19 protein-coding genes and 3 tRNA genes are annotated in these 20,570 nt (G+C 70.4%); 10 read left to right on the forward strand and 12 right to left on the reverse strand.

Going from position 1 to position 20,570, the window contains the following annotated elements:
* The first annotated feature begins 171 nt into the window (after nt 1-171).
* Nucleotides 172-438 carry a DUF3073 domain-containing protein gene (locus AC068D_RS07755; RefSeq protein ID WP_478822073.1) on the forward strand — a complete coding sequence of 89 codons (267 nt, stop codon included), beginning with the start codon at nt 172-174 and terminating at the stop codon, nt 436-438.
* Nucleotides 439-515: 77 nt separating this feature from the next.
* On the opposite strand, the gene purM is transcribed toward AC068D_RS07755, so the two are convergent.
* The 4 genes from purM to AC068D_RS07775 all read right to left on the reverse strand — a co-directional run bounded on the left by purM (nt 516) and on the right by AC068D_RS07775 (nt 5,225).
* Nucleotides 516-1,613 (reverse strand): phosphoribosylformylglycinamidine cyclo-ligase, encoded by a 1,098-nt coding sequence (gene purM / locus AC068D_RS07760; RefSeq protein ID WP_478822074.1) that lies wholly within the window; start codon nt 1,611-1,613, stop codon nt 516-518.
* Between the two features lie 44 nt (nt 1,614-1,657).
* Nucleotides 1,658-3,175 (reverse strand): amidophosphoribosyltransferase, encoded by a 1,518-nt coding sequence (gene purF, locus AC068D_RS07765; RefSeq protein ID WP_478822075.1) that lies wholly within the window; start codon nt 3,173-3,175, stop codon nt 1,658-1,660.
* Between the two features lie 410 nt (nt 3,176-3,585).
* Complete coding sequence (locus AC068D_RS07770) at nt 3,586-4,392, reverse strand: META domain-containing protein (RefSeq protein WP_478822076.1); 807 nt, start codon at nt 4,390-4,392, stop codon at nt 3,586-3,588.
* 35 nt (nt 4,393-4,427) lie between these two features.
* Entirely contained in the window at nt 4,428-5,225 is a 798-nt protein-coding gene (locus AC068D_RS07775; RefSeq protein WP_478822077.1) for a maleylpyruvate isomerase family mycothiol-dependent enzyme, read from the reverse strand.
* A 102-nt stretch (nt 5,226-5,327) separates the two neighbouring features.
* Between AC068D_RS07775 and AC068D_RS07780 the strand changes: the two genes are divergently transcribed.
* A complete protein-coding gene (locus AC068D_RS07780; RefSeq protein WP_478822078.1) occupies nt 5,328-5,732 on the forward strand; it encodes a nuclear transport factor 2 family protein in 405 nt (134 codons plus the stop codon).
* Nucleotides 5,733-5,840: 108 nt separating this feature from the next.
* On the opposite strand, the gene AC068D_RS07785 is transcribed toward AC068D_RS07780, so the two are convergent.
* The 5 genes from AC068D_RS07785 to purS form a co-directional block, all read right to left on the reverse strand.
* Nucleotides 5,841-6,674: a M23 family metallopeptidase gene (locus AC068D_RS07785; protein WP_478822079.1), complete on the reverse strand. Its 834-nt coding sequence runs from the start codon at nt 6,672-6,674 to the stop codon at nt 5,841-5,843.
* A gap of 11 nt (nt 6,675-6,685) precedes the next feature.
* Entirely contained in the window at nt 6,686-7,186 is a 501-nt protein-coding gene (locus tag AC068D_RS07790) for an ArsR/SmtB family transcription factor (protein WP_478822080.1), read from the reverse strand.
* Nucleotides 7,187-7,282: 96 nt separating this feature from the next.
* Nucleotides 7,283-9,532, reverse strand: coding sequence for a phosphoribosylformylglycinamidine synthase subunit PurL (purL, locus tag AC068D_RS07795; protein ID WP_478822081.1), 2,250 nt, complete (start codon nt 9,530-9,532; stop codon nt 7,283-7,285).
* 85 nt (nt 9,533-9,617) lie between these two features.
* Nucleotides 9,618-10,298 (reverse strand): phosphoribosylformylglycinamidine synthase subunit PurQ, encoded by a 681-nt coding sequence (purQ, locus tag AC068D_RS07800; RefSeq protein ID WP_478822082.1) that lies wholly within the window; start codon nt 10,296-10,298, stop codon nt 9,618-9,620.
* Nucleotides 10,295-10,540: a phosphoribosylformylglycinamidine synthase subunit PurS gene (gene purS, locus AC068D_RS07805; RefSeq protein WP_266379892.1), complete on the reverse strand. Its 246-nt coding sequence runs from the start codon at nt 10,538-10,540 to the stop codon at nt 10,295-10,297. Before purS ends, purQ begins: the two co-directional genes overlap by 4 nt.
* Before the next feature lie 322 nt (nt 10,541-10,862).
* Between purS and AC068D_RS07810 the strand changes: the two genes are divergently transcribed.
* The 8 genes from AC068D_RS07810 to AC068D_RS07845 all read left to right on the forward strand — a co-directional run bounded on the left by AC068D_RS07810 (nt 10,863) and on the right by AC068D_RS07845 (nt 15,805).
* A complete protein-coding gene (locus AC068D_RS07810) occupies nt 10,863-11,192 on the forward strand; it encodes a histone-like nucleoid-structuring protein Lsr2 (protein ID WP_478822083.1) in 330 nt (109 codons plus the stop codon).
* 137 nt (nt 11,193-11,329) lie between these two features.
* Nucleotides 11,330-11,401: transfer RNA gene (locus AC068D_RS07815), tRNA-Gly, on the forward strand.
* 79 nt (nt 11,402-11,480) lie between these two features.
* Nucleotides 11,481-11,553, forward strand: a tRNA-Gly gene (locus AC068D_RS07820).
* A 127-nt stretch (nt 11,554-11,680) separates the two neighbouring features.
* Complete coding sequence (locus AC068D_RS07825; protein ID WP_478822084.1) at nt 11,681-12,613, forward strand: ABC transporter ATP-binding protein; 933 nt, start codon at nt 11,681-11,683, stop codon at nt 12,611-12,613.
* Nucleotides 12,614-12,648: 35 nt separating this feature from the next.
* A complete protein-coding gene (locus AC068D_RS07830) occupies nt 12,649-13,437 on the forward strand; it encodes an ABC transporter permease (protein ID WP_478822085.1) in 789 nt (262 codons plus the stop codon).
* Between the two features lie 375 nt (nt 13,438-13,812).
* Nucleotides 13,813-15,105 carry a sensor histidine kinase gene (locus AC068D_RS07835; RefSeq protein WP_478822086.1) on the forward strand — a complete coding sequence of 431 codons (1,293 nt, stop codon included), beginning with the start codon at nt 13,813-13,815 and terminating at the stop codon, nt 15,103-15,105.
* Nucleotides 15,102-15,710, forward strand: a complete 609-nt coding sequence (locus tag AC068D_RS07840; RefSeq protein WP_478822087.1) for a response regulator — start codon at nt 15,102-15,104, stop codon at nt 15,708-15,710. Before AC068D_RS07835 ends, AC068D_RS07840 begins: the two co-directional genes overlap by 4 nt.
* Nucleotides 15,711-15,732: 22 nt before the next feature.
* Nucleotides 15,733-15,805, forward strand: a tRNA-Gly gene (locus AC068D_RS07845).
* A 44-nt stretch (nt 15,806-15,849) separates the two neighbouring features.
* Here AC068D_RS07845 and AC068D_RS07850 read toward each other — a convergent pair.
* The 3 genes from AC068D_RS07850 to AC068D_RS07860 all read right to left on the reverse strand — a co-directional run bounded on the left by AC068D_RS07850 (nt 15,850) and on the right by AC068D_RS07860 (nt 20,505).
* Entirely contained in the window at nt 15,850-16,761 is a 912-nt protein-coding gene (locus AC068D_RS07850; RefSeq protein ID WP_478822088.1) for a phosphoribosylaminoimidazolesuccinocarboxamide synthase, read from the reverse strand.
* A 72-nt stretch (nt 16,762-16,833) separates the two neighbouring features.
* Entirely contained in the window at nt 16,834-18,300 is a 1,467-nt protein-coding gene (locus tag AC068D_RS07855; protein ID WP_478822089.1) for a N,N-dimethylformamidase beta subunit family domain-containing protein, read from the reverse strand.
* A 216-nt stretch (nt 18,301-18,516) separates the two neighbouring features.
* Nucleotides 18,517-20,505, reverse strand: coding sequence for a hypothetical protein (locus AC068D_RS07860; protein ID WP_478822090.1), 1,989 nt, complete (start codon nt 20,503-20,505; stop codon nt 18,517-18,519).
* Nucleotides 20,506-20,570 lie beyond the last annotated feature (65 nt).

Below are 20,570 nucleotides of genomic sequence, written 5' to 3' on the forward strand. Positions count from 1 at the left end.
CTTGCCGGTTCTGCGAGGTGGCGCGTCATGCGGGCGGCGTACCGTATGGCCGCGGAAGCAGGTACCGTTGAAGCTCTACGGACCGGTCTCTCCGAGGAGAGCCCGTTCTGAATCATGAACGCGTGTCAAGACTCTGGGGCCGTCGAGCCCCGTCACCGAGGGGGTCGAGCCATGGGGCGCGGCCGGGCCAAGGCCAAGCAGACGAAGGTCGCCCGCCAGCTGAAGTACAACAGCGGCGGGACTGACCTGTCGCGTCTGGCCAACGAGCTGGGCGCATCGACTTCGAGTCCGATTTCGAGCCAGCCGCCAAACGGTGAGCCGTTCGAGGACGACGAGGAAGACGACCCGTACGCCCGCTACGCGGAGCTGTACAACGAGGACGAGGACGACGAGGAAGACGACGAGTCCGGTTCGTCATCTCAGCGCCGCGGCGCTTGACGCCTCACACGTGAAACCCGGTCCGGGGCCGAGCCCCGGACCGGGTTCTGTGCTGTTCGGCTCACGGCCGGGCGTTCTCAGCTCGCGTACGTGTTCACCAGGGCCGCGCCCGTGGTGTGCTCGCCGCGCTCGATGATCTCGCCCGCGACCCAGGCGTCGACACCGCGGTCGGCGAGGGTCGTCAGCGCCACGTCCACCGATGCCTGCGGCACGACGGCCATCATGCCGACGCCCATGTTCAGGGTCTTCTCCAGCTCCAGCTGCTCGACCTGACCGGCCGTGCCGACGACGTCGAAGACCGCCCCGGGGGCCCAGCTCGAGCGGTCGACCACGGCGTGCAGCGCCTCGGGAACGACGCGTGCCAGGTTGGCGGCGAGCCCGCCGCCGGTGATGTGGCTGAAGGCGTGCACCTCGGTGGTCCGGGTCAGCGCCAGACAGTCCAGCGAGTAGATCTTGGTGGGCTCCAGCAGTTCCTCGCCGAGTGACCGGCCGAACTCCGGGACCTCCCGGTCCAGCGTCCAGCCGGCCCGGTCGAAGACCACGTGGCGGACGAGCGAGTACCCGTTCGAGTGAAGGCCGGAGGACGCCATGGCGATCACCACGTCCCCCGTACGGATACGATCCGCGCCCAGCAGCCGGTCGGCCTCCACCACACCGGTGCCCGCGCCCGCGACATCGAAGTCGTCCGGGCCGAGCAGGCCCGGGTGCTCCGCCGTCTCGCCGCCGACGAGAGCGGTGCCGGCCAGGACACATCCCTCGGCGATGCCCTTGACGATGGCGGCGACGCGCTCGGGGTGGACCTTGCCGACGCAGATGTAGTCGGTCATGAAGAGCGGCTCCGCACCGCAGACGACAATGTCGTCCATGACCATCGCGACGAGGTCGTGGCCGATCGTGTCGTACACGCCCATCTGACGGGCGAGATCGACCTTCGTGCCGACACCGTCGGTGGCGGAGGCGAGCAGCGGACGCTCGTAACGCTTGAGGGCGGAGGCGTCGAAGAGACCGGCGAATCCGCCGATGCCGCCGAGGACCTCGGGGCGCCGGGTCTTCTTCACCCACTCCTTCATCAGCTCGACGGCGCGGTCGCCCGCTTCGATGTCGACACCCGCGGCCGCGTAGGAAGCACCGGACGCGCCCGGGGACGGGGTCCCCTGATCGAACACAGCAGACATGCCTGGGATCTTTCCGATCGGTGGTGGAACGGGTCCTGGAGAGGTCACGGACGACGGAGCGCGTCGGCGGCGTCGGGGCCGCCCGCCAGCTCGGTCTCCAGCAGCTGCTTGCCGAGCAGCTCGGGGTCGGGCAGCTCCATCGGGTACTCGCCGTCGAAGCAGGCACGGCAGAGGTTCGGCTTGTCGATGGTCGTGGCCTCGATCATGCCGTCGATGGAGATGTAGGCGAGGGAGTCGGCGCCGAGCGAGGTACCGATCTCGTCGATGGTCATCCCGTTGGCGATGAGCTCGGCGCGGGTGGCGAAATCGATGCCGAAGAAGCACGGCCACTTCACGGGCGGCGACGAGATCCGGATGTGGACCTCGGCGGCCCCGGCCTCGCGGAGCATCCGGACCAGTGCGCGCTGGGTGTTGCCGCGGACGATCGAGTCGTCGACGACCACCAGGCGCTTGCCCTTGATGACTTCCTTGAGGGGGTTGAGCTTGAGACGGATTCCCAGCTGGCGGATGGTCTGCGAGGGCTGGATGAAGGTCCGGCCGACGTAGGCGTTCTTGACCAGTCCCGCGCCGTAGGGAATGCCGGATGCCTCCGCGTAGCCGATCGCGGCAGGAGTGCCGGATTCGGGCGTCGCTATGACGAGGTCGGCCTCGGCGGGTGCTTCCTTCGCGAGGCGGCGGCCCATCTCGACACGGGAGAGATAGACATTGCGGCCTGCGATGTCGGTGTCGGGACGAGCGAGGTAGACGTACTCGAAGACACAGCCCTTGGGCTTCGCTTCTGCGAATCGCGAGGTACGGAGACCGTTCTCGTCGATGGCGATGAGCTCGCCCGGCTCGATCTCGCGGACGAAGCTCGCACCGCAGATGTCGAGGGCCGCACTCTCGGATGCGACCACCCAGCCGCGCTCCAGCCGGCCGAGGACCAGCGGGCGGATGCCCTGCGGGTCACGGGCGGCGTAGAGCGTGTGCTCGTCCATGAAGACGAGGGAGAAGGCACCCCTGACGTCGGGGAGGACCTTGGTGGCCGCTTCCTCGATTGTGAGGGGCTTGCCGTCGTCGTCGGTCTGTCCGGCGAGCAGCGCGGTGACGAGGTCGGTGTCGTTGGTGGCAGCGACCTGGGTGGCGCGGCCGTCCTTGCGGGGGAGGTCGGCGACCATCTCGGCAAGCCGGGCCGTGTTGACCAGGTTGCCGTTGTGGCCGAGCGCGATGGAACCGTTGGCGGTCGCCCGGAAGGTCGGCTGCGCGTTCTCCCACACGGAAGCTCCGGTGGTCGAGTAGCGGGCGTGACCGACCGCGATATGACCCTGGAGGGAGCCGAGGGAGGTCTCGTCGAAGACCTGGGAGACCAGTCCCATGTCCTTGAAGACGAGGATCTGGGAGCCGTTGCTGACCGCGATACCCGCGGATTCCTGGCCCCGGTGTTGGAGGGCGTAGAGCCCGAAGTACGTGAGCTTGGCGACCTCTTCGCCCGGAGCCCAGACACCGAAGACGCCGCAAGCGTCCTGGGGGCCCTTCTCGCCGGGGAGCAGGTCGTGGTTGAGTCGTCCGTCACCACGTGGCACGGCACCGAGTGTAGGCGAGATCGACCACTGGTCCGAATTGGGGACGGCGCAAAATCGACGTTGCCGACTTCGGAGTTTCACACAAAAGCCGCGCAATGAAGCCTTTGGGCGGTCGTACGGAGGTGCGGCCGGGGGCCGGCGGCGTGCCGCATGTCACTCTCCGCGCCGTCCGAGCGGGCTGCTCGTGGGCCGCTGTGCGGTGCCTCTCAGGAGGATGGGGCATCGAGCCCGGCCCCGGACGCGGGGGCCGGGCTCGCGCCCCGGAAGCCCACGGGGACCCGCATCGTCCGGGTGCGGGGCGGCTCCCGCCGGTACGCCGCTCGCCCTGCGGGCACGAGGCGCCCCTGGTACGAGGCCGCTCCCGCCGGTACGCCGGTTGCTGCTCCGGAGCCGGTGCACGGCGGCGCGGCTCATTCCGCGGTCGCCGTCAGCCCTTCGCCGCCTTCGGCGGTCAGGGACAGCGCGCGGCCACTGAGCTCGTACGTCGCCTTGCCCTGCAGCGCCTTGCTCACCGCCCGCTCGAGCGTCATCTGCGGCTCCGGGCAGATCCTGCGGGTCGTGGCCAGCCTGCCGAAGGTGATGGTGGATCCGGCCTCGGAGATCTTCGCCGTGGCGCTGAAGGCGTTGCAGCCGAGGTTGCCGCGCACGGAGCCGTCCTTGCCGAGGACGAAGTGGGCCTTCTTCCGGGTGCCGGCCGGCACCGAGGCCGCCGTTTCGCCGTCCAGCAGCGAGGTGACGGTCCACTCGGTGCCGACGAGCGGCGCGGGACTCTGCTTGGTCAGGGCGATGGAGTCGCCGGCCGCGGTGGTCAGGGTGAGGTCGCTGCCCGCGAGCTCGGCCTTGAGCTTGCCGGAGAACGCCTTGCTCATGGCGCTCTCGAAGGCGTCCACGTCCTTGCCGCACGCCATCTCGGTCCGCTTGCTGGGGCCGACGGTGATCGTGTCGCCGTCGACGGTGGCATCGGCGCCGAAGTGGTTGCAGCCGTAGTTGCCCTCGGCCCGCCCCTTGGTGTCGATCTCCAGATGGGCACTGTCGGGTGCGGCCGTCTTCCTGCCGTCGACGGTCACGCTGTCGACGGACCAGTGGACACCGGTGAGGGGCAGCTCGGGCCGTACGGAACCACCCCCGCTGCCCGCGCCCGACTCGGTGCCGCACGCGGTGAGTGTGAGGGCAGCGGTCATGGCGGCCGCGCCGGGAACGATCAGCTTGGTTCGCATGTCGCTCTGACGATACGGCTGTGACTCCGGTTCCCTCAGCCAAGAAGGGGCAGCAACACCGAAATGTCGGCGCGCTCGCCGCTCGCGCTCACCTTCGCCGCTCCGAGCGCCTCGCCCCACCCCGTGCGGCCCGTGGCCAGCCGGACCCAGGTCAGCGGATCGGTCTCGACGACATTCGGCGGGGTGCCGCGCGTGTGCCGGGGGCCCTCGACGCACTGCACCACGGCGTACGGCGGGATCCGCACCTCCACCGAGCCGCCCGGCGCCTTCACGGCGAGGGCGTCCGCGAGCAGCCGCACACAGGCGGCGAGCGCCTGCCGGTCGTACCCGACGCCGAGACCGGTCGCGGCGTTCAGGTCGTCCGTGTGGACGATCAGTTCGACGGTGCGTGTGACCAGGTAGTCCCCGAAGCGCATTGCTCCCGTGCGGGTCTGGATCAGCCGGTCGTCTGGGGTGTCCGCCAGGGTGCCGGCGATCTCCGTGGCGGTCCGCCCGTACAGGTCCTCGAGGTCGTCGGCCGTATCGGCGATCGCCCGGGTGTCCTCGTCGATCGCCCCGGCCCGTTCTGCCGTCGTGGACGGCCAGTCCAGGAGTGCGACTTCCCTCCTCGGCGGCTCCGGCTGCCGCGCATGCCGGGTGACGGCGCCGACGGCCAGCGCGAAGTGGGCCGCCAGCTCGCGGACGGTCCAGTCCCCGAGCCGGGTGGGCAGCGCGAGCTGCTCGGGCGTCAATGTGCGCACCGCCTCCCGCACCTGTCCGAACTGGGTCAGCACCGCGGCCCGGGTCTTGACCGGGTCGTAACTGCGGGTGCGGGCGCGCTTCACGGGTGGCATGGGGCGAGGTTAGTCGCCGCCGTATGGCAGGGGGCGTGGGCCCGGCGGAAGATGAGAGAGGCCGAGATACGGACGTACCGGTACGAAAGGTGTGACCCGACCATGTCCGAGCACCCGGACTGCGCCCTGGTCCGCCGGGGCTACGAAGCGTTCGGCAGAGGTGACCTGGAGGCCGTCGCATCCATGATGACGACGGACGTCGTCCACCATCTTCCCGGGAACAACCCGCTCTCCGGGCACCACAAGGGCCGAGAGGCGGTGCTGGAGTTGTACACGAAGGTCGCCGAGCTCACCCATGGCACCTTCAGAACGGAACTGAGGATGGTGGCCGCCGACGGCCGCGGGCACGTCATGGCCTTCCATCGGACCTTCGCCGAGCGGGGCGACCGTGGGATCGAGATGAACGACGGGCTGTTCTTCACGATCGTCGGCGGCAAGATCTCCGACATCGACGAATGCGTCGAGGACATCGACGAGTCGGACGCGTTCTGGAGCTTGCCCGCATAGCGGACCGCAGGACTGCAGGAACGCCGACCGCAGAATCGCCCGACCGCAGGACCGCAGGAATTGCGGGTCCTGCCCTGCTCACCCCCGTGGGAGCAGGGCAGGACCGTCTCATGCGGACGACTTCAGGGCGGCCTGCTCCGCCGTGAAGGTCTCGCCGTTCTTCGGTACGCCGATGCCCCGCCAGGTGAAGGGGATTCCCTTCGCCGTGCGGAGGCAGGGACCGTCCATCAGCTGGAAGTGGACGTGCGGCTCGCTCGAGTTCCCCGAGTTGCCGCAGCGCGCGACGACCTGGCCCGCGTGCACCCGGTCTCCCTCCCGCACCTCGAGGGAACCGCGCCTCAGGTGCGCGTACACCGCGTACGTCCCGTCACCGAGGTCGAGGACGAGGTGGTTGCCGAAGATATGGGCAAAGCCCCCGAGGCTGCGGACGATCCCTTCGACGATCAGCATGTACAGCAGGCCGAGCACGGAGTTGCGGCTCAGATGGTCCCGCCGGTGGTCACTGGCGTGCACGACCGTGGCGTCGGCGACGGCATGCAGCGGGGCGTCGAACGCGGGAAAGTCCGCGTTGCGCCGGGCGACCGGCAGGATCCAGGCGAACGAGGGCCGGGGCAGCCCGTCGGATTCGGCCACGATGTCGATGGCGTACGTCTGGCCGTAGCGGTGCGTGCCATGGCTCGGCACCCGGTCGGCGGGGCTGTTGTGCGGGGTCCAGCGACCCGTCACGGGCGGTTCGGTCTCGACGGGATCCGGCGCCTCGGCGGTGATGCGGAGTGTGTCCGACCGTATGAGACCCAGGCTGAGGGCGATCGCCGCCAGACCCGGCAACCAGCCCACCCAGTAGTCGTACGGCAGGTCCACGAACGGCGAAGCGATCGCCTGTGCGCCGAACACCAGCCACAGTGCGCGGTTCAGGAACACGGCTGTCTTGCGTGCGGTCATGAACGATCCCCCTAAGGACGTGCCGCGGTCAGTGCCACCAGCAGCGGGACCACCCGGGCACCCGGGACCTCGTAGCGCCCCCGGCCCGTCGTGTGCAGCCAGCCCGCGGCTGTCAGCTGGCGCAGATGGTGGTAGATCTGGCCGGTCGTGCCGAGATCCTCGAGCTCCGCAAGGCCGGCCGCGGTGCGCCGGCCGCCGATGATCTCCCGCAACAGCCGCAGCCGTACGGGGTGACCGAGCGCCGCGAAGGCGTCGGCGGCCCCCGACCAGTCGTCCTCCAGCAGACCGTCGGTCAGCGCGCCGAACTGCCATTCGTACCGCTCCTGGGTGGGCAGCCTGACCGCACCGGTGAACAGCACCCCGCCGTCCGCCGCCCGGGCCTCGGCCAGCTGTTGCTTCAGGCCCTCCAGGGCCCAGAAGTCGGCCTCGCCCACGGCCGGCGCCACGGTCCCGGCGTTCTCCAGGTCCGCCATCCGCCGTTCCAGCTCGGCGACGCGCTGCTCCAGCTCCATGAGCGATAGATTACGTAATTACGTAATCTCAATCAAGCCGGGAACGAGAACCCCCGCCCGGACGAGTCCGGACGGGGGCCGCTGCCCTTCGGTGACTCAGGCGAGCAGACCCGGAATGGTCTGCTCGTGCGCCGTGCGCAGCTCGCTCAGCGGAATGCCGAATTCGCCCTGCACCTCGACGCTGTCCCCGTCGATCACACCGATCCGCGTGGCGGGCAGACCGCGCGCCCCGCACATGTCGGTGAAACGGAGCTCCTCGCTGCGCGGGACGGCGACGACCGCACGGCCCGCCGACTCGCTGAGCAGGAACGTGAATGCGTCCAGACCGTCCGGGACGACCAGCCGCGCACCCTTGCCGCCGCGCAGGCACGACTCGGTGACCGCCTGGACCAGGCCGCCGTCCGACAGGTCGTGCGCCGCGTCGATCATGCCGTCGCGGGACGCCGAGATCAGGATCTCGGCGAGCAGCTTCTCCCGGTCCAGGTCGACCTTCGGCGGCAGACCGCCGAGGTGGTCGTGGACCACCTGCGACCAGGCCGATCCACCGAACTCCTCGCGGGTGTCGCCCAGCAGGTAGAGGAGCTGGCCCTCCTCCGCGAACGCGATCGGCGTGCGGCGCGTGACGTCGTCGATCACACCGAGGACGGCCACGACCGGCGTCGGGTGGATCGCCGTCTCGCCCGTCTGGTTGTAGAGCGAGACATTGCCGCCGGTCACCGGCGTGCCGAGCTGCAGGCAGCCGTCCGCGAGACCACGGGTGGCCTCGGCGAACTGCCACATGACGGCCGGGTCCTCGGGCGAACCGAAGTTCAGGCAGTTGGAGATCGCCAGCGGCTTGGCGCCGGAGGCGGCCACATTGCGGTACGACTCGGCCAGCGCCAGCTGTGCGCCGGTGTACGGGTCGAGCTTGGCGTACCGGCCATTGCCGTCCGTCGCGACCGCGACACCGAGGTTGGTGTCCGGGTCGATGCGGACCATGCCGGAGTCCTCGGGCTGGGCGAGCACGGTATTGCCCTGCACAAAGCGGTCGTACTGGTCCGTGATCCAGGACTTGGAGGCCTGGTTCGGGGACGCGACGATCCTGAGGACCTGCTCACGCAGCTCGTCGGCGGTCGCCGGACGGGGGAGCCTGCCCGCGTCGTCCGCCTGGAGAGCGTCCTGCCAGTCGGGACGGGCGTACGGGCGCTCGTACACCGGGCCCTCGTGCGCGACCGTACGCGGCGGTACATCGACGATCTGCTCGCCGTGCCAGAAGATCTCCAGCCGCTCGCCGTCCGTCACCTCTCCGATGACGGTGGCGATGACGTCCCACTTCTCGCAGATCTCGAGGAAACGGTCGACTTTGTCGGGCTCGACGATGGCGCACATGCGCTCCTGCGACTCGCTCATGAGGATCTCCTCGGGCGAGAGGGTCGCGTCGCGCAGCGGCACCGTGTCGAGCTCGACCCGCATACCGCCCGAGCCGGCCGAGGCCAGCTCGCTCGTGGCGCAGGACAGGCCGGCACCGCCGAGGTCCTGGATGCCGTCGACCAGGTCCTCCGCGAAGATCTCCAGGGTGCACTCGATGAGGAGCTTCTCCTGGAAGGGGTCGCCGACCTGGACGGCGGGGCGCTTGGCCGGGCCCGTCGACTCGAAGGTCTCCGAGGCGAGCACCGAGACACCGCCGATGCCGTCGCCACCGGTGCGGGCGCCGTAGAGGATCACCTTGTTGCCGGCGCCCGACGCCTTCGCCAGGTGGATGTCCTCGTGCTTCATGACGCCGACGCACAGGGCGTTGACCAGCGGGTTTCCCTGGTAGCAGGAGTCGAAGACGACCTCGCCGCCGATGTTCGGCAGACCCAGGCAGTTGCCGTAGCCGCCGATGCCCGCGACGACGCCCGGCAGGACGCGCTTGGTGTCGGGATGGTCGGCGGCGCCGAAGCGCAGCGGATCCATCACCGCGACCGGGCGGGCGCCCATCGCGAGGATGTCGCGGACGATTCCGCCGACACCCGTGGCCGCACCCTGGTAGGGCTCGATGTAGCTGGGGTGGTTGTGCGACTCGACCTTGAAGGTGACCGCGTAGCCCTGGCCGACGTCCACGACACCGGCGTTCTCGCCGATGCCGACGAGCAGGGCGTCGTTCTCGGGGGCCTTCTCGCCGAACTGGCGCAGGTGGACCTTGCTGCTCTTGTACGAGCAGTGCTCGGACCACATCACGGAGTACATCGCGAGCTCGGCACCGGTCGGGCGGCGGCCGAGGATCTCGCGGATGCGCGCGTACTCGTCCTCCTTGAGACCGAGCTCCTTCCAGGGCTGCTCGGACTCGGGGGTCTCGGTTGCGTGCTTGACGGTGTCGAGGGTCACGCTCGGTCGCTCCTTCGCGTGATCATTGTGCTGCAGTCGAGGGCGGGACGCTCACTCGCTCCCTCGGCTGTTCCGGCGTCGAGGGTCATGCGGCGACCAGCCTCTTGATGATCGAGGTGAAGAATCCGAGGCCGTCGGTGCCCCCGGTGCCGACGAGCGGCTCCACGGCGTGCTCGGGGTGCGGCATCAGGCCGACGACGTTGCCCGCACGGTTGGTGATGCCCGCGATGTCGCGGAGCGAGCCGTTCGGGTTCATGTCGAGGTAGCGGAACGCGACCCGGCCCTCGGCCTCCAGCTCGTCCAGGACGCGCTCGTCGGCGACATAGCGGCCGTCCATGTTCTTGAGCGGAACGGAGATCTCCTGGCCCTGCTCGTAGTCGGCGGTCCAGGCGGTTTCCGCGTTCTCCACCCGCAGCTTCTGGTCGCGGCAGATGAAGTGCAGATGGTTGTTGCGCACCATCGCGCCGGGCAGCAGATGGGCCTCGGTGAGGATCTGGAAGCCGTTGCAGATACCGAGGACCGGCATCCCGGACTTCGCCTGCTCGATGATCGTTTCCATCACCGGCGAGAAGCGGGAGATGGCGCCCGCCCGCAGATAGTCGCCGTAGGAGAAGCCGCCCGCGAGGACAACCGCGTCGACCTGCTTGAGGCCCTTGTCACGGTGCCACAGCGAAACGGGCTCGGAGCCCGCAAGACGGATCGCACGCAGTGCGTCCTGGTCGTCGAGCGTTCCAGGGAATGTGACGACCCCGATACGAGCCGTCACGACTCCACCTTTACGACGAAGTCCTCGATGACGGTGTTCGCGAGGAACGTTTCGGCCATCTCATGGATACGGGCGAGGGCGGCGTCGTCGACCGGCCCCTCCACCTCGAGTTCGAAGCGCTTTCCCTGACGTACGTCCGCGATCCCCTCGAAACCCAGGCGGGGCAGTGCGCGCTGCACCGCCTGCCCCTGCGGGTCGAGGATCTCCGGCTTGAGCATGACGTCGACTACGACGCGTGCCACTGGCACTCCCGATTGGTGTGGTGCTGAAGGCGGTTCCCTCAGCGTACCCGCCCGAGAAATCTACGCGCATAGATATCCGCAGAACCCCGTGTGAAAATCCAGAGAAAAACTCTCCCGCCCCATTGCGGAAGACACGCTGATGCAATTGGCTGGGCTTCACAATGCGATGCCGACCGCTGTACAAAGGAATACAGCGGAAAGCAGCATTGCCCCGCATCAGCCGGAATACCGGTATCGCCGCATGTCAGCATCGGCCGGGTTGCGACCCGGTTGCGATCCGACCGTCATGGCGCGACGAAACCGCAGGAAAGGACCGATATCCGTGGCTCAGCGCGTAGTGGTCACGCTCTTCGACGACATCGACGGCGGAGAAGCGGCGGAAACGGTCACGTTCGCCCTGGACGGGAAGTCGTACGAGATCGACCTCAATCCCGCCAATGCAAAGAAACTGCGCAAGGCCCTCGCCCCGTACATGGCTGCAGGGCGCAAGGCGTCGAAGCACTCCGCAAAGGTGCGCAAGGAGTACCGGCACACCACCCTCGAGCCCGACCCCGCGGCCGTACGCGCCTGGGCGCAGTCCAACAAGATGGACGTGCCGGCCCGCGGCAGGATCCCCAAACGGGTCTACGAAGCTTTTCGCCAGGCGAGCTGAACACCCCTCGGGGCACCGGGAGAAGACACCCCGCGGCCGCACCCCCCGAGAACCGAGTTGCACGGCCCCCCTGCAGGTGGGCTAGAGTCTGGAGCACGCCGAGGGGCGAGGCCGAAGGCCGGACCTCAACGGAGCGTGCGGGTGTAGTTCAGTAGCAGAACAGCCCTCTTCCAGAGGGAAGGCGCAGTGTGCAATTCCTGTCACCCGCTCCGCATCGCTTACCAACCACTCCGGTGGATCGGGTACAGTGGTGAACGCACCGCCCAGTGAGAGCTGAGCGGCAGCAATGCGGACGTGGCTCAGTTGGTAGAGCATCACCTTGCCAAGGTGAGGGTCGCGAGTTCGAATCTCGTCGTCCGCTCGTAGTGCGAAGGCCCCGGTCATCACGACCGGGGCCTTTGTCGTGCGTTGTCCGTACTGACATTTGTCATGTGCGGTGATGACAGCACGCACTGTCTGCGGCCCAGGTCCCGCGGAAGCCTTGAGGCATGGAAACCGATGGGTACGTGATCGAGGCCGGTGAGCTGCGCCGCAGCTATGCCGGCGGCTTCGAGGCCGTGAGCGGAATCACCTTCTCCGTGGCACGCGGTGAGCTGTTCGCGCTGCTCGGGACGAACGGTGCGGGCAAGACCTCCACCCTCGAGTTGCTCGAAGGGCTGGCCGCACCCACCGGCGGCACCGTACGCGTCCTCGGACACGATCCGTACCGCGAGCGCCCCGCCGTACGGCCCCGGATCGGGGTGATGCTCCAGGAGGGCGGCTTCCCCTCCGATCTGACGGTCAGCGAGACCGTGCGGATGTGGGCCGGCTGCACCAGCGGGGCACGACCGGTGGGGGAGGCACTGGAACTGGTCGGACTCGGCGCCCGGTCCGGCGTACGGGTCAAGCAGCTCTCCGGCGGAGAACGGCGACGGCTCGATCTGGCTCTGGCCCTGCTCGGGCGGCCCGAGGTCCTCTTCCTGGACGAACCGACGACCGGTCTCGACGCGGAAGGGCGCCGGGACACCTGGGAATTGGTGCGCGAACTGCGGGCCGGCGGTACGACCGTGCTGCTGACCACGCACTACCTCGAGGAGGCGGAGTCGCTCGCCGACCGGCTGGCGATCATGCACCGGGGGCGGATCGTCACCACCGGCAGCCCGGCCGAGGTGACGGCCTCGCGCCCGTCCCGCATCCGCTTCCTCCTCCCCCAGGACGTTCCGGCGGGCCGGCTGCCGCTCGCACTGAGGGCCGCGGCCGAAGGCCGGCGGATCGAGATCCGCACACACCATCTGCAGCGTTCGCTCGGTGAACTGCTGCGCTGGGCCGAGGAGTCCGGTGTGGAACTGGAGGGGCTCGACGCGCGCTCGGCTTCCCTGGAAGAAGCGTTCCTGGAGATCGCCCAGTCGCGCACGGACACGGAACTGGCAGGTGCGGTGTGACCACGACGACCACGGCCACGACGGAGAACACGTCCATGAGCCCAGCAGGGACGCGGGACAGGACCGGTACGGCCGGGCGGCTGGCCGCGCTCGGGCGGGCCGAACTCACCCTCCTCGTCCGGAACAGGGCCGCACTGTTCGTTGCGGTGCTCATGCCCGTGGGCATGGTGGCGGTGCTGCGCTCATCGCTGAAGGGCGGAGCCCTCGACGGGACGGGGGTGAGGCTCAATGACGCACTCCTCACCGGCGGCATCGGGATGGTGCTCGTCCTGGTCGTGTACCTCAACCTCACCTCCGCCTTCGTGGCACGGCGGGAGGAACTCGTGCTCAAGCGGCTGCGCACGGGTGAGGTCTCCGACCTGGAGATCCTCGCCGGGACTGCGCTGCCGGCCGCCGCTCTGGCCATCGTGCAGAGCGTGCTGCTGCTCGTCGCGGGCGTGGCGCTGCTGGACGCGGACGGACCCCGGAGGCCCGAACTGCTGAGCGCGGGCGTGCTGGTGGGCGTCGTGCTGATGACCGCGCTGGCAGCGGTGTCCTCGGCGCTCACCCGCACCGTGGAGAGCGCACAGATCACCACGATGCCGCTCTTCCTCGTGTCCGCGTTCGGATCCGGGCTGTTCGTTCCGCTCGAAGTCCTCCCGGACCGTGTCGCCTCGGTGTGCCAACTGCTGCCCATGACCGGTGTGATGCAGCTGGTCCAGGCGGGCGTGGAGGGAGGAGCGGACGCACAGAAGCTGGCGGGCGCAGCCGTGAACGCGCTGGCCTGGACCATGATCTCGGTGTTTGCTGTGCGTCGGTGGTTCCGCTGGGAGCCGCGGCGCTAGTGCTGCCACCGGATAGGTTTGCCGGAAAGCCCGCGGCGTCCGGTGGATGAGGTCTCCCCCGGCCCCTCGGGGCCGCGGGCATGAGGTCTCCCCAGGCCCCTCGGGGCCGAGGGCATGAGGTCTCCCCAGGCCCCTCGGGGCCGAGGGCATGAGGTCTCCCCAGGCCCCTCGGGGCCGAGGGCATGGGGTCTCCCCCGGCCCCTTGGGGCCGAGGGGACGCATCGCAAGGCGCGAGCATCGCCCTCGTACTGGATGTACTCGGGTGTTAGGACAACGCAGCGCGGGGGTGCCCCCAGCGGCAGCTGGGGGAGTGCAGGGCGGCGCGAGCCGGTGAACCTGTCCAGTCACAGCGTTAGATCGGGGGGTGATCGGCCGGTGTCCAGGCTGACGGCGTGGTGGAGCGGGCGCGGCAACGCGGCCAAGGTCGAGCTGTACACACGGTGGTCCTTCCACAGCTTCGTCCTGGTCGAGGCCACCGCCAACGGTGTCGTACCGGTGGCGACGAACGGCTGGGCTCCGCCGGGTCTGGCCCTGGGTCTGCTGGTCTGCGTCCATTCCGTGCTGAACGGGGTGCTCGCGTCCCGGGCGCTGGACTGGGCACTCGACCGCCGGGAACGCCCTGTTCGGCTCGCGCTCGGTGTCGGCGCACTGGCCGCGGCCGGCTCGCTGACCATCCTCGCTCTCCGGGCCACGGGGGTGCTCGAAGACGGGTATATGGCCTCCACGGTGGTCATCGGCCTGGTCTGCTTCAGCATCGGCTCCTGGGTCCTGTGCCTGCGCAAGGTGCGCCACATGCTCTGTGTCGCACCGGCCGCGGCCGTCGTCACGGGGGTGTCGGTCGCGGCCATGGGCATCGACCCGGCGGAGGCCGCCGGGTATGCGGTGGGCGTGTTCATCGGTGGCTGCCTGCTGGTCTTCACCTGCGGCTTCTCGTCCTGGCTGCTCAAGGCCGTGTGGGAGCTGGACCGGTCGAGGGAATTGCAGGCCCAGCTCGCGGTGGCAGAGGAACGGCTGCGCTTCGGCCGCGATCTCCACGACGTCATGGGCCGCAATCTCGCGGTGATCGCGCTCAAGAGCGAGTTGGCGGTGCAGTTGGCGCGGCGCGACCGCCCCGAGGCCGTGGAGCAGATGATCGAGGTGCAGCGGATCGCTCAGGAAGCGCAGCGGGAGGTGCGCGATGTGGTGCGTGGGTACCGCGAGGCTGATCTTGCCGTGGAACTCGAGGGCGCGCGGGGCGTGCTGACGGCCGCCGGGATCGACTGCCGGGTGATCGGCCTCACGGCGGGAGCGGCGAAGGCCCTGCCGGGCGAGGTGCGGGCAGCACTGGGGTGGGTGGTGCGGGAGGCGACGACCAACGTCCTTCGCCACGGCGATCCCCGGCGCTGCGAGATCCGGCTGTCGGTCGGCGGCGGATCCGCGGTCCTGTCCGTCGAGAACGACGGCGTGCGGGAGGCGGGGAACGACCGCGCACGCAAGGCGCCGTCCTCCCTGATCGGCGGCTCGGGTCTCGCGGGGCTGCGCGAACGGCTGGCGGCGCTCGATGGCACCCTCACCGCGGCCCCGGCCCCGGGAGCCGGCTTCGTTCTCACAGCCACGGTCCCCGTCCCGACGCCCCTGCTGCCCGTACCGGCCGCTGTGCCGGCCCCTGTCCCCGGAGGTGCGGCGTGACCGTACGCGTACTGCTCGCCGACGACGAACACCTCATCCGCGGTGCCCTCGCAGCGCTCCTCGCCCTCGAGGACGATCTGCTCGTCGTCGCCGAGGCGGCCTCCGGACCCGAGGCGCTCGCCATGGCACGGGCCCACCGGCCCGATGTCGCGGTGCTGGACATGCAGATGCCGGGAGCCGACGGTGTGAGTGTGGCCACATCGCTGAGGGCCGAGCTGCCCGGGTGCCGGATCATGATCGTGACCAGCCACGGCCGCCCCGGCCATCTCAAGCGGGCCCTCGCGGCCGGGGTGCGCGCCTTCGTGCCGAAGACCGTCAGCGCCCAGCGGCTCGCCGAGCTGATCCGCTCCGTGCATCAGGGCAACCGCTATGTGGACCCGGAGTTGGCCGCCGACGCGATCGCCGCCGGTGACTCCCCGCTGACCGCCCGCGAGGCCGAGGTGCTGGAGCTGGCCGGGGACGGCGCGCCCATCGCGGAGATCGCCGAACGGGCCGCGCTGTCCCAGGGCACCGTGCGGAACTACCTGTCGTCGGCGGCCGCGAAAGTGGGCGCGGAGAACCGGCACGCCGCAGTGCGGCTCGCACGCGAGCGAGGTTGGGTATAGTGGGTCCCGCGCTACGGCGCATGCGGACGTGGCTCAGTTGGTAGAGCATCACCTTGCCAAGGTGAGGGTCGCGAGTTCGAATCTCGTCGTCCGCTCGTCAAAGAAGCCCCCGGCCGACCGGCCGGGGGCTTCTTCGTGTCTACGACCAGCTGTCGCCGGTCAGCAGCTCGTACGCCTCCACGTACTTGGCGCGGGTCGAGGCCACAACCTCCTGCGGAAGCCCGGGCGGCGGCTGCTCGCTCCTGCGGTCCCAGCCGGAGGCCGGCGACGTCAACCAGTCCCGCACGTACTGCTTGTCGTACGAGGGCTGGGCGCGGCCGGGCTGCCACTGGTCGGCGGGCCAGAAGCGCGAGGAGTCCGGCGTCAGCACCTCGTCGGCGAGAACGAGCTCGCCGGCTCCCTCGCCGGCGGTCCAGCCGAACTCGAACTTGGTGTCCGCCAGGATGATGCCGCGCTCACGGGCGATGTCCCGGGCACGGCCGTAGACAGCGAGCGTCTTCTGGCGCAGCAGTGCGGCGGGCTCCGCGCCGATCCGGTGGACGACCTCCTCGTACGACACGTTCTCGTCGTGGTCGCCGACCGCGGCCTTCGTGGCGGGGGTGAAGATCGGGGCCGGGAGCTCGGAGCCGTCCAGGAGCCCCTCGGGGAGGGCGAGGCCGCAGACCGTACGGGTGTCGTTGTACTCGACCAGCCCCGAGCCGGTCAGATAGCCACGGGCCACGCACTCGACCGGGACCATGTCCAGGGCCTTGCAGACGAGGGTGCGGCCGTGCCAGTCGCCGGGCGCACCGTCCGGGAGATCGGTGGAGATCACATGGTTGGGGACGAGGTCCGCGAGGCGCTCGAACCACCAGAGGGAGAGCTGGGTGAGGACCCGCCCCTTGTCGGGGATCTCGGTGGGCAGCACCCAGTCGTACGCGGAGATGCGGTCGCTCGCGACCATCACGAGGTCACCGCCCTCGGTCCGGTACAGATCACGCACCTTGCCCGTGTGGAGGTGGGTCAGACCCGGAACCTGGAGGGGCTCGGGCTTTTCTACGAATCCGGACACGGTTCCTCCGCGTAGGTTGATCCAGGAGCGCTTCGATTCTCCCGTATCCGGAACGGACCGGCGCGAACGGGGTCAGTCCCGCTTGCAGATCCGGTCGAGGAGATTGGCCGTCGCCCGCTGGATCCGGGTGTCCACATGGCCGGGACGGTCGAGGGCAGGCGACCAGGCGAAGGTGCCGGAGGCGAAGACAAGGGCGCCGGAAGGGGCACGGTAGAGGGACGTCTCCTGGTGCCGGGTGACGCCGTCGCCGTCTTGGTAGGGCGAATGGGCGAGAAGGATGCGTCCCTCGTGCCGGGGCAGCGGAGTGCGCGGGAAGTAGCGGTCGGCCTCGCCCGCGACCAGACCCGGGATCTCGTCGCCCTCGCCCGCGCCGGTGGCCTCCCAGAGCCAGTGCCCGGCGTTGCGCACCACCATGGGGTGCGGCTCGGGCACCCGGCCCAGGTACTGGATGCCGAGCAGCTGCTGCTCGGCCCGGTCGATCTCACGCCACAGGGCGGACCGTCCTGGACCGCGGCGTTTGCGGCAGGTGAGAAGGCGGTCGGCGACACCGGACGGCGACGGACCGAGCTCGACCTGCCAGTACATGGTGTTGGCGGAGAGGAAGACGAGGGAGGTGCCCTGGTCGCGCGCGAGTTCGACGGTGCGCCTCATGGGCGCCGACCAGTACTCGTCGTGGCCGGGGAAGACGAGGCCCCGGTAGCGGCCGGGGTCGATGCGGCCGGCATGCAGATCGCGGGTGTCGGCGTAGGCGAGGTGGTAGCCGTACCGCTCGGCCCAGCGGATGAAGTCGTAGGCGTGCCCGACATGGAGGGGGAGACCCGCGCCCGCGTACGGCCGGTCGAAGGAGACCGTGATCGCGGCGTCCTCCTCGCCGAGCAGCCGTCCGTGCTCGTCCCAGGCGTGGTAGAGGCTGGCGCCGGTCCGGCCGTCCTCCGGATAGAGGTTGTAGGCCTGCCAGGTGATGTCGGGGAGGAGCAGCAGCAGATCGGCCGGACGGCTGTCGCGGACGGTGAAGGGGATGTGCGAGCGATAGCCGTCGACGGTGGTGAGGACGGCGACATAGGCCCCCACCGACCAGGAGGAGGGGACCTGCAGTCGCCAGGAGAGCCACCAGTGGTGGCAGGAGACCGTGCGGTCTGCGCTGAGGGGAGCAGGCTGCACGATGCCGGAGAGACGCGGGCTCGTGGTGATCTTGGATGCGCCGTCGCCGGCGTAGTGGCCGATGCGGTAGACGTCGACCGAGAACTGCTGGGGCGGGTCGACCGTCACATGGAAGTCGATGGCCTCCCCGGGGGCAACGGCCCCGGTGGAGGTGAAGCCCTTGATCTGGCGCCGTACGTCGTCGGCGGTGCGAGGGCGGCCTCGGGTGGACTCGCCCCGGCAGGGGTCCGGGTCGGCGTACCAGGGCACCACCTGGCCCGTGTCGTCGAAGTACTGCTCGCTGCCGCGCAGCCAGGGCAGCGGGCCCTGGCCGAAGGGGTCCGAGACGGCATGCGCGAGGGCACCTGACTCCCAGCGCCGGATCTGCTCCGCCCCCATGTCGCGCCCCTCCTCCGGTTCCCCCTGGGACCGCTGTTGATCAAACGCCCGTCGCTGAAACGCCCATTGCCGGAACGCCTGACGAACGCCCGCTGGTCGGTGGAGGCGCCTGCGGGGGGCGCCGCCCCCAGCACATCACATTACGCACGCGATCCGTCACCGTTCGTCGCGAATTGATGGGGACGGAAAGGAGCCATTCCGCTCAGGGCCGGTCGCTCAGACCAGGCGAACGGGCTTGTCGGGGCGGACACCGATCACCGTGAACCAGTCGCGCAGCGGTCCGGGGTCGCCGTCCTCGACCAGGCTCCGCACCCGGCCGCTCAGGTCCGCGCTGCGCTCGCCGCCGACGAGGAGGGCCGGGCCGTCGAGCCAGTCGAGTCCCGGCACGGCGCCCGCGGTGTCGACGGCCGCGCAGCAGACCATGGCGGTGACATGGTCGGCGAGCAGCTCGCGGGCAGTGCGGGGCGGCTGGAGCGGGAACAGCGGCAGCGGGTCCGTGCCCCAGGCGGCACCGCTCGGGGAGTCGGCAACCGTGGCGGCGGAGCATCCGGCGGCCGCGCCTGCCGCCGCCGAGGGACGTGTGGCCGTGGCGGACAGCTCGCGCTCGGCCTGCTCACGGGCGACCTCCGCGCTGATGCCGGCGGCGAGGTCGGCGCCGGGGCCCGCGGAGCCGTGATCGGCCGGATCGGAGACGGCCGGATCGGGGACGGCCGGATCGGAGACGGCCGGGCCGTGACCGGCAGGCCCGTGACCAGCCGGTACGGATGCCTCTCGGCCGGGGTCGCCGCTCGCGCGGGCGGCACCGGAAACGGCGTCCCCGTCCTGGGGAGCGGAATCGGTCCCCGCGGCGGTGGCGGCTCCGGCCACGGGAACACCGTCGCCCCCGAATACGCCCGACCACGCAGGGGCCCGGCCCGGTCCGTCCTCCGGTGAGGGCGACATGGCCGTGCCGGGACCGCCGACGGAGAGATAGTCGACCACGCGGGCGAGGTTCGGCCCGGCGGGCTCGGTGGCGGGCCTGACGCCCATCGCGTCCAGCACTCGGTGCAGGCGGGCCGCCTCCGTGCGCCACTTGCGGTCCACGACCTCTTCGGGATACGCCTGCCAGTCCACTGGCGACCAGTCGGGGCCGCCCTCGGCCGGCCCGCCGTGGAACAGACGTGCCGCCAGCAGCGACGCGGCCTCGTCGACCGCGCCCGGCTCCTCCAGAAGATCGCAGGCGGGCCGCTCGCCCAGCCGGGACGTGAAGCCCTCTGCCAGCCGGTCGCGGCGGGACAGCTCGGTCAGCGCGGAGACCACCCCGGCGTCGAGGCGGGACGGCCAGCGACCCATCCGCCACGCGGGCAGGGCGACCCGGGTCAGCAGCCGGTCCCACCCGGCGTAGGCCAGGCCGACCTGTTCCTGGGCGACGATCCGCAGGCCGTAGTCCACGGCCTGGGCGCGCTCGGACGCCGCGGCCGCGACGGCCCGCTCCATCTCGGCGGCATGGTCCCGGCAGCTGCGCAGAAGGATTCTGGCCACCCGGCCGGCCAGGCCGAGCGCCGGGCGGCGCACCGGACCGAGCCCGGGTCGGGCGGCGGCTCCCACGGCGGCGTCGAGGCCTCGCACAAAACGCCGGGCCGCGGCTATGTCCGGCTGGGCGGACGGCCCCGTACCTGCGACGACCGGCGCGAGGACGGCCCGCAGCTCGGCGACCCGCATCCACCACAGGAAGGGCGAGCCGATGACCAGCACGGGGGCGGTGGGCGCACGGTGGCCGTCCTGCGGGGGATCGGCCGGGCGCGTGGTCCGTTCGGCGTGCTTGAGGCGCTTGGGGCGGGTCGCCGGGTGCGTACGGTCCTCGAGCCAGCTGTCGCAGTCCGGTGTCAGGGCTATCGCCGAGGGCACGGGGACGTCCAGCCGGTCCGCCAGGTCCTCCACGAGCCGGTACAGATCCGGCGCCGACTTCTCGGCCAGTTCCACCGTCGGACTGACGGCAGGCGTGGCCCGGACTATCACCGCGGCGACGGCGGCCGCGGCGATCAGCACGACGACCGCGGCACAGGTCACCGCCCAGCGGGCGGTGTCCCAACTTCCGCCGCCCAGACGTCCTGTGACCTCGCCGGCCAGCAGCACGACGGCGACGGCCGCGGGCAGCAGCGCCACGGCCAGCGCCCTGCTGCGGATGCGCAGCACGGCGAGGGCCCGGGAGCGTGCGGCATGCACGCCCGCCTCCTCACCGATACCGGTTCCGGACACGGCCGGACTCACCCCCTCTGCCCTGCGGCGGT

The organism is Streptomyces sp. NPDC043861, from assembly GCF_056435905.1.